We start from the raw sequence: 18,019 nt of genomic DNA on the forward strand, positions 1-18,019 counted from the left end.
ATTTTAGCCACCTTACTGTCAAAAAAATTAGATGTGTCTAATTATTTTTACATAAATAGTTTGAAGATTCAATAGAAAGCTCGATTAAACGGTTTTTTTATTACTTGGCACGGAACTTGCATTAATAGATTAGCGAACGTTCAAATGAGAGGAGGATTATTGTGGGGACTATTCAACATCGAGATGTTGTGGTGATCGGCGGAGGCATTATCGGTGCGGCAATCGCCTATTACGGATCAAAAGCTGGTCTGGATATAACAGTTCTTGAAAAGAACGAATTAGCGAGCGGCACTTCCTCCAGATGCGACGGAAATATTCTAGCGATAGACAAGGATCCGGGTTTTGATAGCCAGATGTCATTAAAGAGTCAGAAGCTTGTCCATGAACTAGACAAAGACTTGGAAGTTTCCTTCGAGTACCGGAATCCCGGCAGTATATTGGTTTGTGAAAATGACGCTGAAATGGAAGCTGCGAATCAATGGGTGAGTCGTCAACAAGCGGCTGGACTTGATTTTAAAATGCTCGACCGGGCTGATCTTCGGAATGAGTCCAAGTATTTTGCGGACGATTTATACGGAGGTCTGGAGTGTAAAACAGATTCGACAGTCAATCCCTACATGTTGACATTTTCTATGTTTTACAGTGCCGAAAAGCAGGGAGCAAAAATCCAAACCCATACAGAAGTAAAACATATGTCACAGGACGCTACTGGGAAATTTCACATTGAGACGAATAACGGAACGTATACCGCCAACAAAGTGGTGAACGCAGGCGGGGTTTGGGCACCGAGAATTGGCGAGATGATGGATCTCGACATTCCAATTGTCCCGAGAAAAGGGCAATTGATCGTCGCATCAAGGCAACAGCCCGTAGGACTGCGAAAAGTGATGGAATTTGGTTATCTCATCTCCAAATTCGGCGGGCAGCGATCAGTGGATCCGATAACCGAAAAATATGGAGTGGCACTCGTGTTTGAACCGACGGAAGCTCAAAACTTCCTGATTGGAAGCAGCCGCCAATTTGCCGGCTACAATACAAAAGTTGATCAAGAGGTCATTAAGTATATAGCGAAAAGGGCTGTCCGTTTCTATCCCAAAATTGCGGATATGACTGTGATTCGTACATATGCAGGATTACGTCCTTGGACGGAAGATCATCTGCCGATCATTTCACGTGTTGACCATATTCCTGGTTACTTTATCGCAGCCGGACATGAAGGCGATGGCATCAGTTTGGCAGCAGTTACGGGAAAATTGATTGAAGAGATGCTTGCAGATAAGGAGACATGCATCCCAATTGAGCCATTGCGATTAGAGCGATTTAAACAGGGGGTGACAAGCTAATGAAGTACCAGCGCATTTTTACAACAATCGATACACATACCGGCGGGAATCCGACTAGGACCCTCATCAGCGGTCTGCCGCCGCTTAAAGGGAATACGATGTCTGAAAAAATGCTGTATATGGAGAAACATTATGACTGGATTCGGAAGTTTTTAATGAATGAGCCGAGAGGCCACGGTGTTATGTCGGGTGCGTTAATGACAGATCCTTGTCATCCAGATGCTGATGTCGGTGTCATTTATATTGAAACGGGCGGTTACCTGCCGATGTGCGGCCACGATACGATCGGATTTTGCACCGCATTGATCGAGGCGGGGTTAATTGATGTCAAAGAACCAGTAACAAATATTAAGGTCGATACCCCGGCCGGCCTGATTAATGTCGATGTCCAAGTCGTCGATGGCATTGCGAAAGAAGTGATTTTCGTTAATGTGCCGTCCTTCTTGTTGAAATCAATTGAAATTGAAGTCGAAGGGATTGGCCACGTGGAATGTGAAATTGCATATGGCGGTAACTTCTATGGAATCATTGATGCGCGCAAATTGGGCATTCCCCTCGTGGAAAACAATGCGACGAACATTATTAATAAAGGAATCGACATCCGAAATGCGATTAACGCAAGGGAAGAAGTGGTCCATCCGGAATTTCCGTTTATTAATGGGCTGACACATATTGAGTTTTACACAGATCCTTCTCATCCGGATGCAGATTTGAAAAATACAGTCATCGTGCCGCCGGGAGGTATTGACCGTTCGCCTTGTGGAACAGGTACATCGGCTAAACTGGCGACATTGTACAAGAAGAAAGAACTCGGCCTCAATGAGCCATTTGTCTATGAAAGTATCGTAGGAACGCTGTTTAAGGCAAGAGTGCTAGAAGAAACGAAAGTGAAAGATTTGGATGCCGTCATTCCTGAAGTGACGGGTTCGGCCTGGATTATGGGGATGCATCGCTTCTTCTACGACGAAAAAGACCCATTGCGTGAGGGCTATTTGCTTATTCCGCCGATGGACCATTAACGAGCAGAAATCAGTTGGATATTCTAGCGTAATTGAAGTATTTGAAAGGAGGTTGTCTTAGTGAATTATGAAAAAATGTATTGCACCATCGACACACATGTCGTCGGAGAAGCGTTCCGCATTGTTATTCAATCTCCGATTACCTTTGTAGGTTGTGATGTAACGTCGAATCAGACGGAGTTAGCCAATAACTTTAGGACTGTGAAGAATTTATTGTTGAACGAACCGAGGGGACACCGGGGCATGAATGGCTGCATTGTCTTGCCATCACAGCAGGCGGATTTCCAGCTATTGTTCTTTACTCATGAGGGCAGCAACAATTTCAAGTATGAAGGATTGCTTGCAACGGTATCTGCCCTCATTGAGACAGGGAACGTGCAAAGAACAGCAGACGATTCGTATACAGTGGAAACAGTGCATGGCATCTACACAGTGCAGGCGCAAGTTGACAAGCAGGAAGTGACAGCCGTTGAGGTAGAGAGCGGTGTCTGTACGATTATTGAAGGCGGAGAGGATGCGGCCTCGGTTTCCGTTGACAGTGCAAGGAACTACTTGATCTACACACTGCCTGGGTCTATTCAAGGAATTGAACTGGAGCATTTAGCGGCAGTAAGCAATTGGGGGATTGCTAAAACTAGAGAGCTGACGAATGAGAAGATCGTCTTTGACGGAATTATTCTCGTAGAGCAGCTGCCGGACTTATCGAGTCATGTCCGATCCGTCACATTTGAGAAGGATGGCTATATACTACGGTCCCCTGGGGTGGACAGCAGTTTTGCGCTTATGGCGCTTCTCAAAGAGAAAGAGCCCCTGTCTGAACTTGTGAATGAAAGTATCTTTGGCAGTTCCTTAAAAGTGCATTCGCTATCGGGTGATGGAAATCGATTTTCTGTTAGAGCAGTTTCGTACGTTACAGGATCCCATGAATTCATTTTTGATCCTGAAGATCCACTCGAAAACGGATTCATCTTGGCATAACAGCACACTTGTCCATGAGGAGTATGCATTGGCGTTACAACTAAAGGGGGAGTACTAATGGAAAAGAAGAAGAGGCCACCGAAACTATCAGAACTACTATTTGTGTTGATAGGTTTTGGTGTCATCATGGTCACATTCATTGTGAAGTTTGAGATTTCTATTCATTTAGCTTTATTGACGACATGGTTCCTCATAATGTTGGTAGGTTTGAAGATCGGCTACAACTATAAGGAGATGCAGGATGGGTTGCTGAAGGGCATTACGGATGGCCTGGAAGCAGTCATTGTCCTCCTTTCAGTAGGCGCCTTGATCGGGACCTGGATTGCTGGCGGTATTGTGCCATCTATCATTTATTACGGCTTAACCGTAATCGAACCGAACATCTTTTTATTAGCCGCGTTTTTCATTTGTACGGTAACGTCCATAGTGACGGGGACATCTTTCGGGTCTGCAGGGACAGCAGGGATTGCAATGATGGCGATTGGTGCAAGCTTCGGCTTCCCGCTGCCACTTGTTGCAGGTGCGGTCATTTCAGGCTGTTATGTAGGAGATAAGCTTTCTCCTTTGTCTGATACGACTGTCATGACGGCTTCTCTCTCGAAGGTTGATTTGATCGATCATATCAAATCGATGTTGACAGTCAGTTTTCCAGCCTGGCTGATTGCGGGGGTCCTGTTCCTCATAACCGGTTTCTTCTACGGTGGTTCGGGTGACTTGAGTGCTGCCACATCTACGATGGATTCCTTGCAGGAGTATTTCCATATCGGCTGGTATATGCTCATCCCGGCACTGGTTGTCATCACTTTACTGGCATTTAAAATGCCCTCCATTCCAGTTATCCTATTTGGGGCATTTATGGGTACGATCTGGGCGTTTTTATTCCAAGGCGCAACGTTTTTGGAAGCGTTCAATATTATGTATGCCGGTAATTCAATTAACTCAGGCGTAGAATTCATTGACAAACTATTAAACCGAGGCGGTATTGTGTTCATGCTTGATGTCATCGCGCTGATCATCTTCGCGCTTGGCGTGGGCGGGTTAATGGAACGGATCGGTGTGTTACGGGCGCTTGGAGATTACTTGGCGAAATGGGCAAACAACCCCGGAAGGACTACGATCGCAACGCTTCTTGCCGGGCTTCTCGGAAATGCATTCGGCGGAGCGTACGTATCGCTTATCACAGCGACGAAGATCACCGGCGATAACTATGATCGCTTGAATTTGGATCGTCGTGTGCTTTCAAGAAACTCTGAAGCCGGCGGAACAGTAACGACTCCGATGGTCCCCTGGTCAGACGGCGGTGTGTTCATGGCTGCGGCGCTTGGTGTCTCCACAATGAGCTATTTGCCGTTCCTATGGTTCAATTTCCTAGTGCTCATCATTTCAGTTATTTACGGCTTTACGGGCAAATACATTTGGTACAATAAGCAATCTCAACCTGAGATGGAAGTAGAAGATAGCAATGAAGTCATTCAAGAAGAAAAAATACTAATCAAATCTTAATGATAAATGGAGGAATTTCAAATGGTTAAATTAGAAGGCGTATTTCCAGTACTTGTCACACCAATGTTGAATCAGCAGGATATCGATTGGGATGGGTTCCGACACAATATCGAACATTTCATTGAAGAAGGTGTGGCAGGCATTGCGATCAATGGGAGCACAGGCGAATTTGTGAGCTTGACAAAAGAAGAGCGTTTCAAAGCGGTTGAAGTGGCAGTAGAACAAGTGAATGGGCGCATTCCATTGATTGTCGGAACAGCAGCTGAAACGACTGCGGATGCGATCGAATACACGCAACAGGCAGAAAAAGCAGGTGCAGACGCAGCACTATTGATCAACTCGTATTATGCCCATCCGAAAGAGGACGAAATTTATGAGCACTTTAAAGCGGTTGCAGAATCAGTTAAATTCCCGATTATGATCTATAACAATCCATTCACATCGGGCGTTGACATTAGCACAGAAACTATTTTACGTGTAGGCCGCGATGTTGAAAACATTACGCACATCAAAGAATCAAGCGGAGGCATCGGCAAGGCGCGAGACATAGCACGCCAAGGCGAAGGGTTCATCAAAGTGTTCTGTGGTTCCGAAGACCTTGCAATCGAATCATTTCTAGTTGGTGCAACAGGCTGGATTTCCGTATCCGGCAATATCGTACCGGGTCTTGTAACCGCGATGTACAACCATGTACAAGCAGGTGAATTAGAAGCAGCCTGGAAACTATACGACAAATTGCTTCCGCTTTGTGAGTACCTTGAAGGGTCAGGGAAATATGTGCAGATCGCAAAGCGTGCGATGGAGCTAAAAGGCTGTGCGGGTGGTCCTTGTCGTCTGCCGCGTCTGCCTTTGAATGAAGAAGAGGATGCAAAGTTAAAAGAATTGATGGCGGATTTAGGTGTACTCAAGGGCGTACTGAAAAACTAAGAGGGAAGGAGAATCATCATGCAAACGATCAATTATGATTTGAAACCAAAAGTCAAAGCGTTCCTTGAAGGTGTGAAGGGCCTTTACATTAACGGTGAGTACGTTGAGGCGAAAAGCGGAAAAACATTTGATGTACTTGATCCGGCAACGGAGGAAATCATCGCAAAAGTGAGCGAAGCACAAGAGGAAGACATTGAGATGGCCATTGCGGCAGCTCGTAAGGCTTTCGATGAAGGTGAATGGACAAAAATGGACGCGGCAACACGTTCCCATCTCATCTATAAATTTGCTGATCTATTAGAGGAAAACCGTGAGGAGCTCGCTCAGCTGGAAGCACTCGATAATGGGAAACCGTATGAAACTGCGCTTGCAGATGATGTAGACGGAACGATTCAGCATTTCCGTTACTATGCAGGCTGGGCAACAAAAATCACAGGAAAGACGGTGCAGGTGTCACCGGATTACTTGAATTATATCGTCCATGAGCCGGTTGGCGTTGTCGGACAGATCATCCCTTGGAACTTTCCACTTGCCATGGCAGCATGGAAACTGGGATCCGCGCTGGCAGTCGGCTGTACAGTCGTCATCAAGCCGGCTAGCGAAACACCACTTTCCCTTTTATATGCTGCAGAACTCTTCAAACAAGCCGGCTTCCCGGACGGCGTTGTTAACGTAGTTCCAGGTGCAGGGCGTGTAGCAGGTGAAGCCATCATTACGCATAAAGATATCGACAAAGTGGCCTTCACAGGTTCTACAGCTGTCGGTAAAGAAGTGATGAAAAAAGCAGCCGAACAAATGAAAGGTGTAACGCTTGAACTTGGCGGCAAATCGCCTGCCATTGTCCTGGAAGACGCGAATGTCGAGGAAGCAATCGAAGGCACATTCGCGGGAACTATGTATAACCACGGGCAAAACTGCAGCGCATGTACTCGCGTATTCGTTCAGCGAGGCCTGTATGATCAATTCGTCGAAGCACTTGCAGAAAAAGCGAAGGCGTTGAAGGTTGGGCCAGGTATGGATCCTTCCACTGATATGGGACCGCTCGTCTCTGCGAAGCAACAAAAAACAGTCCTGGATTACATTGAAAAAGGGAAAGCGGAAGGCGCACGTCTTGTCGCAGGTGGCGAAAGAGCGCATGAGAAAGGCTTTTACGTTCAACCGACTGTCTTCGCAGACGTAGAGGATCATATGACGATTGCTCGCGAGGAAATCTTCGGCCCCGTCCTTTCCATCTTCGTTTTCGACACAGTGGAGGAAGTCATTAAACGGGCAAACGACAGCGATTACGGTTTGGCTGCAAGCGTTTGGACGGAAAACATCAAGAAAGGCCATTACATTGCAGGCAAACTCCAAGCGGGAACTGTCTGGGTGAATGATTTCGGCCTGGAATGGGAGACCATGCCATTCGGCGGCTACAAGCAATCCGGCATCGGCCGTGAAATGGGAGGAGAATATGGATTGGCGAACTACACAGAAGTGAAAAGTGTATTCGTGAATATCAAACAATAATCGGATTCCGCACCCCAACGGAAATCGAATGATGTACAACTTCTATGGATATTTCCCCTGATATCTATAGAACACATTTGTTACAAATGCATCCACAACCCACCCTGTAAAAATAAATAAAGAGACCGCTGCACCAGTTGAATAAGCACTGGTGGCGGTCTCTTTTCAATGGGCTAAAGTAAGTCCTACACTTCAATTTCCTTCCGTTTGCTGGAAGAAGGAATTCGCAATTCTTCACGATACTTACTAACAGTTCGTCTTGATATGGAGATTCCTTGTTCAGAGTTGAAGTATTCCGCAATTTTTTGGTCCGAATACGGTTTGAATTTATTCTCCGAAGCAATGTACTCCTCTAAAAGCGTCTTTACCTTTGTCTGTGAAATACTGTCGCCACAAGACGTTCCCAGCTTGGAAGTAAAAAGAGTACGTAATTCATACGTGCCGTGAGGAGTTTGGATCATTTTATTTGCGGTCGCCCGGCTCACGGTGGATTCATGCATCTCAATTTCATCGGCAACTTCCTTCATGGTTAACGGTTGCAAGGAAGATACGCCGTGCGAAAAGAAACTCTTCTGTTTGACCAACAGGATGGAGACGATTTTAATAATGGTATTCCGCCGTTGTTCGATACTCGTCAACAGCCATTGATAGTTTTTATATTGTGTTTGCATATATTTTGCTACATCATCTTTTGTCTGAAGATAATGTGAATAATATTGATTCAACTGGATGTTCGGCAAATAGCGATCATTCAAATGAAAAACGAATTCATCATTTTTTAACTCGACTATAATATCCGGTATCACGAACTCCGTTACATGCTCGCAAGCGAGTGAACACGGCCGTGGATTAAGCGATAGAATCAAGTCATGAAGCTCCTTCACTTCAGACATTGAGATCTTCATCTTCGAAGCGATTTCATTCCATTTTCGATCAGCAATCAAATCCAGATGTTGTTTCACCAGTTCTGCAGCCCTGTCATTTTCAGGATAGTGATTGGTAATCTGCAAAAGCAGACATTCCTGCAAGCTCCGTGCTCCGATCCCAGCCGGTCCAAACTGCTGGAGAAGTTCGATACCATAGTGGATCTCCTGATCACTGAATGGCATGGGGCAGTCTGTAGCAGTCGATAAATCAGGTAAATAGCCATTTTCATCAAGATTGTAAATCAAGTAACGTAACAATTTCTGCGTTGATTCGTCATGATGCATGAATTTCGCTTGTTCATACAATTCATCACGTATATTTCTTGCACTGCCTTGCCCCGCATCTGTCGGCATCCCGGTAGTATGAGAAGATGAGATGCGTGGGTTGACTCTCTCCTCATAACCACTGGTCTCCTCTTTTTCCTTCAGTTCGATGAGCGGGTTTTCCAACTCCTGTTGCCGGATATATTGGTCAAGCTCATAGGTCGTATATTGCAATAATTCAATGGCTTGTCTTAATTCCATTGTCATGAGTAGATGTAGTTCTTGTCGTTGCTGGAGTGCAAGCTCCATGAATACTAGACCTCCTTATAACGCTGAAAATATGAGAACACTTGCAAAAATGTTTCTATTATTATAGCACAAATAATGAAGTATATTAACGATAAATATGAATGTTCAGATAAGAAGTAGCTTTATAAATATACTTGGGTGTGGTACTTGTTTGAGGGATCTTAATGTTGTAGGAGTCCTCGTATAAGTGACAATATTGAAGGATGTTTCTATTAGTGAAAGAGTGGTCGTAAAATCGCAGGAGTTCGTAAAACTGTTGAATTACCTCTTACCTTTGGCTTCCCAGCCACTATGCAAAGAACCTGGCCAAATGCGAACCACTCGATTATGCCCTGGAACCACTCGTATAATTTTTTATTCGCTCGTATCTCATCTCTTATCACTCGTATTCTGCAAGAACCTCTCGTATCCTGCCCGAACCGCTCGATTAAGCTCGGTAACTGCTCGTATATTATTTTAACCACTCGTATCTTCACCGGAATCACACCAATCCTTTAACGAAAATCGCCAGTCTGAAGCTTTCCGTTTCTCTATAATTAGATATGCTTAAAATAGACATCGAATATTTTATATTTTTCTAAATTTATTGTTTGGAAAACGTTTACATATTAATCTTGCGGGTAGTGAGAAAACAAAGGGCCCGCAACGGGTCTATTTGGTGATGGAAGGAGGTGTAACCTGTGAAAAGGCTACTATCCATCGGCGGTATGTTATGTGTCAGTCTTTGGCTTGTTCCGTCTCTTGTTCACGGAGAAGAAGTAAGTGAAACTAGACAAAAGTTGAAGTCATCAGGGCTTGTGAGCAATCTTCTTGATGGGGTTGGAAAAACGATCGATGGCACCGTTCACTCAGTCGATAACTTGGTGGAAACGACGGTTGGTGCGGTCAATCAGACTGTTCAGGATACGGCAACATTTGTCACTGATACTGTGGTTCTAGAAAAGACGCCACAAGACGAACCGATATCAGGACAATTGAAACGGACTGCAGAATTAGTTGATCAGACTTCAGACAATGTAAATCCAGTCGTAAAGTCAACGACTGGTACGTTGAAAAAGACAGTGGCTGATGTAAATAAAGCCGTCGAAGAGTTGCCGAATGTTCCGGTAGCGAAACCGGTCGCTGAAGCAACTGGAGGAACTATTGAAGAAACGGTCGAATCAGCTGAGGATATCGTGAATTCTTCTGTCAGCACTGCGAATCAAACTGCTCAAGATACAATCCATTTCTCGTCCACTACAGTCGAGGCGGCAGTAAATCCTCAGTCGGACAAACCGGTTGTGGATCTTTTGAATGGAGCTGGAAGTTTAGCAGGCTCGACGGTTTCCAATGTCACCCCCGTATTAGAATCAACAACGGCAACTGTTCAGACGGCTGTTTCCGGTGTAAATGAAAAAGTCAAGCAACTGCCAGAGGTCCCTGTAGTCAAACCAGTTGCAGAGGAATTGGTCAAAACTGTGGAAGAGACAGTCATCTCGGCAGATGGGATTGTTTTCTCGACTGTCGATGCTGTGAATCAAACCGTCCAGGATACTGTAAAACTGGCGTCCAACACAGTGGGAGGACTGAACGATCCCAAATTGAGTTCTCTTATGGATTTAACAACGGACACAGAGATTTTACTCCACTCAGCTTTGTTGAATGTCGGCTCAGTTGTGAATCAAACGTCCAACACATTAGGAACTGTACTGACAGGGAGTTCCGGTACCATAGGGAAATTGCCGGTTATATCAATAAATGAACAACCCGATTTTCAGAAAGAAAAGACAGCGGTTGTCAGTCAAAATCTTGATTCGGCAGTTTTAACCATGCCTGCTTCAGTCCCGGAAGAAATGATTAATACAGAACCCGGTCAACAGATCGAATTCGTTGACCTTACGGACATAACGAAACAAGAAGTACCGACTGCTTCTTCCCTAGAGGTAAGCAAGCAAATTTCATTTGAAAGACAAGAAAAGAGTGATAAAGCTCTAGACATGGTTGGGTTGAGCCAGTCCAATGATTCAATGAAGGGAACTAGAATTGATTCGAAGCCGAAAGCGGAGGAACTTTCTATCAATCAAATGTCACCATCCAAACGACTGCAAAGCAACTCAGGAAGATCTCCTCTGCAAGAGGAAAGGAAATTGCATAATGCCCCGTTGGTGATAACGGGCAGTACAACATCGATCACCTCACCAGCGATGTCTGCTGGAGGAGGATCCGATGTAGTCCCAGGCGTTTTGACAAGAATGGCATTGACTGAATTTATGTACCAACGACATTGGCTGCTTGCCGATGTAGACATGTACTCCCAATGGGAACATGCCCCGCCAGGACAACCGCCAGCATACTCTCCTTTTTTACTAAAGATTAACTAACGTAAAAAAGGAGAGAAATGATATGAAAAATAATAGTCTGAAGTATGGTTTCTTATCACTTGGTGTATGTACAGCGATACTGCTTGCTCCGGCGTTGACGAATGCAGAAGAGACTCCTGATAACAGCTCTCTCGGTGTGGAACTGAATTTATTGGACAAGCAGGAAAGTGATCCAGCTTTATTGAACGTGGAGCTAACAAATGTTCCAGTAGTCGGCGATGTGAAGGTGCGTGTCCCTTCCAACACAGAAGAAGGCGGCGCTAAAAAAGAGACATTGGCTTCTGTTCAAGTGGAGCGCGGAATAATTGAGGACGTCGATGTGTCAGTTCTTGAGGAGTCTGAAGAAAAAACAGATGCGATTGCTGAAACAAAAGACTCTTTGGTATCAGTCGGTGTGAAGTCCAATTTGACGAAAGATCTGAATATCGGAGTAGCGTCAAGTGAGAAGAATGATAGCGACGGTTCATCGTCCTATGACGGTGGACTAGTCGAAGTAAATGCGGAGGACTTGCCTTTACTAGGCGAAACGCATGTAGGTGTGCTGGATGAACATGCAACGGCGAATGAAGAAGGCGGCACGAAGTCTGGTGGACTGGTCCAAGCCAATCTGGACAATGGTTTGCTGGAGGACACATCCGTGAAAGTGCTAGCTGGAGAGCAATCAACTTCGGGAGCGGCCAGTTCAGGCATGTCTGCTGTAGCCGAAGTTTATATCGGTGGTGGCGTACTTGAAGATGTAGTGAATGACGTGGACGTTTCAGTGTTGAAAGCAGCAGGTTCGTCAGACGCTGATTCCATTGCAGGAAAGGATTCGCTCGTTTCAGCCGGGCTGCAATCCGACTTGACGAATGAAGTGAATGTCGATGTGGCATCAAGTGATTTCCGGGTGGATGGAGAATCGTATGCCTACGACGGCGGTCTAGTTGAAATAAATGCAGATAATTTGCCTTTACTAGGCGAAACGCATGTAGGTGTGCTGGATGAACATGTAACGGCGAATGAAGAAGGCGGCACGAAGTCTGGTGGACTGGTGCAAGCTGATCTGAACAATGGTTTGCTGGAGGACACATCCGTGAAAGTGCTAGCTGGTGAGCAATCAACTTCGGAAGCAACTAGTTCAGGCATGTCTGCTGTAGCCGATGTTCATGTCGGTGGTGGCGTACTTGAAAATGTAGCGGAAGACGTGAACGTTTCACTGTTGAAAGCAGCAGGTTCGTCAGACGCTGATTCCATTGCAGGAAAGGATTCACTCGTTTCAGCCGGGCTGCAATCCGACTTGACGAATGAAGTGAATGTCGATGTGGCATCAAGTGATTTCCGGGTGGATGAAGAATCGTATGCCTACGACGGCGGTCTAGTTGAAATAAATTCAGATGATTTGCCTTTGCTAGGCGAAACGCATGTAGGTGTGCTGGATGAACATGTAACGGCGAATGAAGAAGGCGGCACGAAGTCTGGTGGACTGGTCCAAGCTGATCTGGACAATGGTTTGCTGGAGGACACATCCGTGAAAGTGCTAGCTGGTGAGCAATCAAATTCGGAAGCGGCTAGTTCAGGCATGTCTGCTGTAGCCGATGTTCATGTCGGCGGTGGCGTACTTGAAAATGTAGTGAATGACGTGGACGTTTCCCTTTTAAAAACAGCTGGTTCGGTGGACGCCGATTCAGTAGCCGCAAAGGATTCGCTCGTTTCAGCCGGGCTGCAATCTGACTTGACGAAAGAACTGAATGTCGATGTGGTGTCAAGTGATTTCCGTGCGGGTGAAGATTCTTATGCCTATGACGGTGGTCTAGTCGAAGTGAATGCCGAGGACTTGCCGTTGCTTGGTGAGACACATGTTGGTGTATTGGATAAACATGTCGCAGTGGATGGGGAAGAGTATTCTTCCTCTTCCTCTCTAATTCAGGCAGGGCTTGTGGAAGGTCTGCTTGACGGAACCGCGTTGAAAGTCGTTGAAAATGAAGTCGAAACGACAGATGCCGGTTGGCTGAAAACGAACACGGGGCTTGGTCTCGAACTGGGATTGCCGATTTTAGATACTGTTACAGTCGAGGTGTTAAAAACGCAGCAATTGATCCCATTTGCTCCTGAAGAAGAGAACGGCACCATACCGGATGGGGAAGCAACACCTGGTGAAGGCACAACAATTCCGGGAGAGGAACCGAACAATCCAGGGACAAACAAACCAGAAGAACCCACTAATCCAGGCAATGGTCCAACGAACCCAGGAGAGAAACCAAGCAATCCGGGGAATGATCCGATGAATCCTGGTGAAGAATCGACCAATTCGGGGAACGATCAAATCAATTCTGGTGAAGAATCGAACAATTCGGGGAACGATCAAATCAATCCTGGTGAAGAATCAACCAATCCAGGGAATGGTCCAACAAATCCTGGAGAAGATTCGACTAATCCAGGTAGTGGTACAACAAACCCAGGGAGTGTCCCTTCGAACCCTGGAGAGAGTTCGACCAATCCGGGAAATGGCGCAACAAATGACAATGGATTGAACCCTCCTTACTCTGGTAGTGATTCTTCTCCAACAGATGGCACATTCGAAATGACGGACGAAGATGAAAATGTCATGCCGCCACTTGCTGCTGGATCTGGGGGAGGCTCAAGTGATGGACCGGATTCAGCAGTGGGCGATGATGAGCAAGCGGATAATTCCACTGCGGAGGGTCAAGATTATGATGTAACGGGTAGCGTTAGCTTAAATAGCGCTAGGCAGAAAACGACTAATGGAGCAGCGGGAAACATGACAACTAAAACGTTGAACGACTCCGATTCCCCGACTTCTTTGCCAACGACAGGCGGAGTCTGGGATGCCAATCGATTGGCGATTGTGGCAGGGCTTCTGTTGCTTGCTGGCGTTCTGCTCAGGTTGATTGGCAGCGGCACCATCCGTCTTGGCCGCAAGTCTGCATCGTGAAAGCGGTGATTCGATGAATCGTGTATTGCGATGGAGTGGCAGTTTATTCATAGTGGCAGGAGCCGGCCTTCTCATTTGGCTCCTGCAAGGAAATGCGAAACAGAACGCACAGCAACAAGAATGGATGGATGCGTTTCAAATAATACAAGTGGAGGATGGATTGACGAACCCGCAGCAATCAGATCAGCAGGCGAATCTCCCATCGCCGCAGCATCGTGAGATTGAAGGAATGGAGGGTGTTCTAACCATTCCGGTGATTGATCTCGAATCTCCCGTCTGGCTGGGAGCGGACCAAGCCACTTTGGCCAAGGGGCTTGGGGCTATCCAAGATATGGACAAACCGGGTGTGAAGGATGGAAGCTACGCTATTGCCGGTCATCAAGCCCGTGTGTTTGGCGAACAATTCAACCGGCTGCACGAGGTGAACGTCGGTACCACGTTCACCTTCCAGACGGTAGATGAAGAAATGGAATTCAAAGTGTTTGATTTAAAAATTGTCAAACCCGATGAAGTGGAAGTGCTTGATCCACAAAACGGCAAGGCACTGATGTCCCTGATTACCTGCTATCCGGAATATTCGAATGAATATCGGCTTGTTGTACAAGCGGAACGAATTGATTTCAAGCAATAAAAGACTGGCGTTTTCTCCTTGCAAGGGGAGACCGCCAGTTTTTGTTTTAACAGAATCAAAACAGAAAGATTCCAGAGATAAGTAGTATACAATAGGGGCTAGATACTGAAATTTGGGAATACATAAAAGGGGATGGTGGCAATCGAAGAGACAGTCGAATGGTGGAAAGCGATCGTCCAATCGATGAATGATGGGGTGCTCGTCATCGATCGGAAGGGAATTGTAAAGACGATTAATCCCGAATATACGAGAATTACAGGAGTGAATCCTGATATTATCGGTGAGCCGCTTCTTGCCCATCGTCCAGGAGCCCAACTTCCGGATACGATGAAAGATGGCAAGAGCAGGGTTGGGGTGTATCGGAAAACACGCGGACGGGAATATGTCGTCGATATGGCACCCATTCTTGTGAATGGTGAAATTATTGGCGCGGTATCGGTATGCAAAAGTTTGAATGAAGTGCATAAGCTGACGAAGGAACTGGCGGAGCAACAAGAAAAAGTTGCCGAATTGGAAAAGCGGATGAGTTCCATTTATAAAGTGCGATATACCTTTGATGATATTATTACGAACGATACGCAAATGAAGCATATCATGACGGTTGCCAAAAAGGCGGCTGGTACAGACCTGCCCATTTTAATTGCCGGGGAGAGCGGCACAGGAAAAGAACTGTTTGCCCAAGCTGTGCATCATACAAGCTTGAGGCGGGACAAGCCGTTTATTCCAGTCAATTGTTCTGCTATTCCTGAAACGTTAATAGAAAATGAACTATTTGGACATGCGGAAGGCGCATTTCATGGCGCGTTGTCGGGAGGTAAAGCGGGTCTCTTTGAAATGGCGGATGGGGGAACGCTGTTTTTGGATGAGATTGGTGATTTGTCAATGGACGTGCAGGCGAAAATATTAAGAGCATTGCAAGAAGGGCGGATTCGGAGAATTGGAGATGCCGCAGAGCAAAGAGTGGACGTGCGAATTGTCGCTGCAACTCATCGAGATGTAACTCAAATGATTACAAAGGGTCTTTTTAGAAGTGAATTGTTTTATAGATTGAATGTCGTTAGTATGCAAATTCCTGCTCTTCGAGAGAGAAAAAGAGATATTCCTCTGCTGCTTCAATCATTTTTGCCGGCGCCCTATACAGTTGATCGAGATGTAATGGATCTACTTACTTCGTATGAGTGGCCAGGCAATGTTCGCGAATTACGGAATGTCATTGATTTTGCTGTATGCATGACGGAAGATGGCCAGATTTCTACCCAACATTTGCCAGAATTTATGAGGAAGCTCCTCCCACTATACGCAGAGAATTCAAGTCTCCTGCCATTGCACCAAGCTGTAGAAAAAGCGGAAAAATCAATCCTGTCGAACGCACTCCGCAATGCAGGGACAACTGTTCCCGAACGAACTAAACTAGCAGAGGAACTCGGAATTTCACTGGCTACTTTATACAATAAAATGAAGAAATACAATTTGAAATGAGTATTCTAATTATTTGGAATGAATAAAGTTTTGATTCTAAGAAATTAGAATGCTTGTAATAACGAGTTTTCAAACGAAAATAATGAGATGGAACCCGGAGATTGTTCCATATATTTAGAAGGGGAAAACGCCGAGCTGACGGCATTTTCCCTTTTCTTTTTGCTATCATTATTAGTAGATTCAAATTATTTGAGAGGTGATAGTCATGTTGCGGATAGGTTCAGGTGCAGGATTTTCTGGAGATCGGTTAGAACCGGCGGTTGAACTTGCACAGAGGGGCAGGTTGGATTATTTGGTCTTAGAATGTTTGGCGGAACGGACTATTGCTCTGGCGCAGAAGAGGAAGCAACAGGACCCGACCTTAGGCTATGATCCATTATTAGAGAAGCGAATGCGGTCTCTCTTACCCATTATTTCGGAAAACGGAGTACGAATCATAACAAATATGGGAGCTGCTAACCCTGTAAGCGCTGCAGAGAAGATTATTGAAATCGCGGAAGAGCTCAAGGTACCCATTAAAGTTGCCGCAGTTACCGGTGATGATGTGTTTATGTTCATACATAAGAATAAGGAAACTGTCGAATTTTTTCCGTCTTTGAATGAAAGCGATTTCATAATCTCGGCAAATGCGTATATGGGGGCTGATGCGATTGTAGCGGCACTTGAAACCGGCGCAAATATTATCATCACAGGCAGGGTGGCGGATCCTTCACTATTTTTAGCCCCCATGATACACCATTTCGGCTGGTCAGCAGAAGATGAAGAATTGCTTGGAAGGGGAACGGTCATTGGCCATTTGCTAGAATGCGGCGGGCAGATTACCGGAGGCTATTTTGCTGATCCAGGCATGAAAGACGTGCCTGACATGGCTCGCCTAGGATTTCCGATAGCGGAGATACAGCCGGATGGAACGGCGGTAATTTCTAAATTGCCCGGGACAGGCGGTATCTTAAATCGAATGACTGTGAAGGAACAGTTGTTATATGAAGTGATGGATCCGAGTGAATATATGACGCCCGATGTCATGGCTGATTTTACTTCCGTTTGCATTCGTGAGGTAGGAATTGATCAGGTAGAAGTGACGGGAGGTCACGGTAAAAAGAGACCGGATCGGTTGAAAGCAAGCATTGGTTATGAGGCCGGTTTCATAGGAGAGGGCGAGATTACGTATGCCGGTCATAATGCATTAAAGCGTGCGGAATTGGCGGGAGCCATCGTAAAGACCAGGCTGCAAGATCGTTTTAAAGAAGTAACTATCGACCTGATCGGCGTGACGTCTGCCCACCGAGGGGGAATCGATCGTTTTGGACAGCCATATGAAGTTCGGCTGCGGGTCGCTGCAAAAGCGGAATGTCTCGAGGATGCACAGTTGATCGGCGAAGAGGTAGAGGCGCTGTATACGAATGGTCCAGCAGGCGGGGGCGGTGCACGAAAATATGTACAGGAAGTAGTAGGTATCGTTTCAGCAATCGTGCCCCGGGAAGCAATTCAACCGACTATCCTCGTAAAGGAGGCATTATAAAATGAAGCGGAAACTATATGAAGTGGCGCATAGCCGAGCGGGGGATAAAGGGGATGTCCTTATGCTGTCATTAATACCGTATGACGAGAGGTTGTATGAGTCGTTATGCAATTCCGTTACAGCTGAGCGGGTAAAACATCATCTGCGCCACATCGTCAAAGGGGAAGTCGTGAGGTATGAAATGCCGAATATCTCTGCGCTGCAATTTGTTTGCCAAAACGCATTACTCGGGGGGGTGACGACTTCGCTAGGCATGGATACACACGGAAAGACCCTTAGTTATGCATTGCTCGAAATGGAAGTGGATTTGTAGTAAA

Annotated in this window: 13 protein-coding genes; 12 read left to right on the forward strand and 1 reads right to left on the reverse strand. The window is 45.9% G+C overall.

Features of this window, described 5'->3' with window-relative positions; genetic code table 11:
• The first annotated feature begins 170 nt into the window (after nt 1-170).
• From L7D49_RS08920 to L7D49_RS08945, 6 genes are read left to right on the forward strand one after another with little or no spacing between them, the layout of a single operon-like run.
• Nucleotides 171-1,343, forward strand: coding sequence for an NAD(P)/FAD-dependent oxidoreductase (locus L7D49_RS08920; protein WP_238080657.1), 1,173 nt, complete (start codon nt 171-173; stop codon nt 1,341-1,343).
• Entirely contained in the window at nt 1,343-2,362 is a 1,020-nt protein-coding gene (locus tag L7D49_RS08925; RefSeq protein ID WP_238080477.1) for a proline racemase family protein, read from the forward strand. Before L7D49_RS08920 ends, L7D49_RS08925 begins: the two co-directional genes overlap by 1 nt.
• Before the next feature lie 60 nt (nt 2,363-2,422).
• The gene (locus L7D49_RS08930) at nt 2,423-3,340 is read left to right on the forward strand and encodes a proline racemase family protein (RefSeq protein WP_238080478.1); all 918 of its coding nucleotides are present in this window, start codon (nt 2,423-2,425) and stop codon (nt 3,338-3,340) included.
• Between the two features lie 57 nt (nt 3,341-3,397).
• Complete coding sequence (nhaC, locus tag L7D49_RS08935) at nt 3,398-4,843, forward strand: Na+/H+ antiporter NhaC (RefSeq protein ID WP_238080479.1); 1,446 nt, start codon at nt 3,398-3,400, stop codon at nt 4,841-4,843.
• A gap of 21 nt (nt 4,844-4,864) precedes the next feature.
• Nucleotides 4,865-5,770 carry a 4-hydroxy-tetrahydrodipicolinate synthase gene (gene dapA, locus L7D49_RS08940; protein WP_238080480.1) on the forward strand — a complete coding sequence of 302 codons (906 nt, stop codon included), beginning with the start codon at nt 4,865-4,867 and terminating at the stop codon, nt 5,768-5,770.
• An 18-nt stretch (nt 5,771-5,788) separates the two neighbouring features.
• On the forward strand, nt 5,789-7,279 hold the full coding sequence (locus L7D49_RS08945) for an aldehyde dehydrogenase family protein (RefSeq protein ID WP_238080481.1): 1,491 nt from the start codon (nt 5,789-5,791) through the stop codon (nt 7,277-7,279).
• Between the two features lie 185 nt (nt 7,280-7,464).
• On the opposite strand, the gene rpoN is transcribed toward L7D49_RS08945, so the two are convergent.
• The gene (rpoN, locus tag L7D49_RS08950; RefSeq protein ID WP_238080482.1) at nt 7,465-8,778 is read right to left on the reverse strand and encodes an RNA polymerase factor sigma-54; all 1,314 of its coding nucleotides are present in this window, start codon (nt 8,776-8,778) and stop codon (nt 7,465-7,467) included.
• 680 nt (nt 8,779-9,458) lie between these two features.
• Here rpoN and L7D49_RS08955 point away from each other — a divergent pair.
• The 6 genes from L7D49_RS08955 to L7D49_RS08980 all read left to right on the forward strand — a co-directional run bounded on the left by L7D49_RS08955 (nt 9,459) and on the right by L7D49_RS08980 (nt 18,015).
• Nucleotides 9,459-11,138, forward strand: coding sequence for a hypothetical protein (locus tag L7D49_RS08955; protein ID WP_238080483.1), 1,680 nt, complete (start codon nt 9,459-9,461; stop codon nt 11,136-11,138).
• A gap of 22 nt (nt 11,139-11,160) precedes the next feature.
• Entirely contained in the window at nt 11,161-14,070 is a 2,910-nt protein-coding gene (locus L7D49_RS08960; RefSeq protein ID WP_238080484.1) for a hypothetical protein, read from the forward strand.
• 13 nt (nt 14,071-14,083) lie between these two features.
• Entirely contained in the window at nt 14,084-14,701 is a 618-nt protein-coding gene (locus tag L7D49_RS08965; RefSeq protein ID WP_238080485.1) for a class D sortase, read from the forward strand.
• A 132-nt stretch (nt 14,702-14,833) separates the two neighbouring features.
• Nucleotides 14,834-16,180 (forward strand): sigma-54 interaction domain-containing protein, encoded by a 1,347-nt coding sequence (locus L7D49_RS08970; protein WP_238080486.1) that lies wholly within the window; start codon nt 14,834-14,836, stop codon nt 16,178-16,180.
• A gap of 205 nt (nt 16,181-16,385) precedes the next feature.
• Nucleotides 16,386-17,702, forward strand: coding sequence for an acyclic terpene utilization AtuA family protein (locus L7D49_RS08975; protein WP_238080487.1), 1,317 nt, complete (start codon nt 16,386-16,388; stop codon nt 17,700-17,702).
• A 1-nt stretch (nt 17,703) separates the two neighbouring features.
• Nucleotides 17,704-18,015, forward strand: coding sequence for an AtuA-related protein (locus tag L7D49_RS08980; RefSeq protein WP_238080488.1), 312 nt, complete (start codon nt 17,704-17,706; stop codon nt 18,013-18,015).
• Nucleotides 18,016-18,019 lie beyond the last annotated feature (4 nt).

The sequence above is a fragment of the Sporosarcina cyprini genome, from assembly GCF_022048975.1.
GTDB lineage: Bacteria > Bacillota > Bacilli > Bacillales_A > Planococcaceae > Sporosarcina > Sporosarcina cyprini.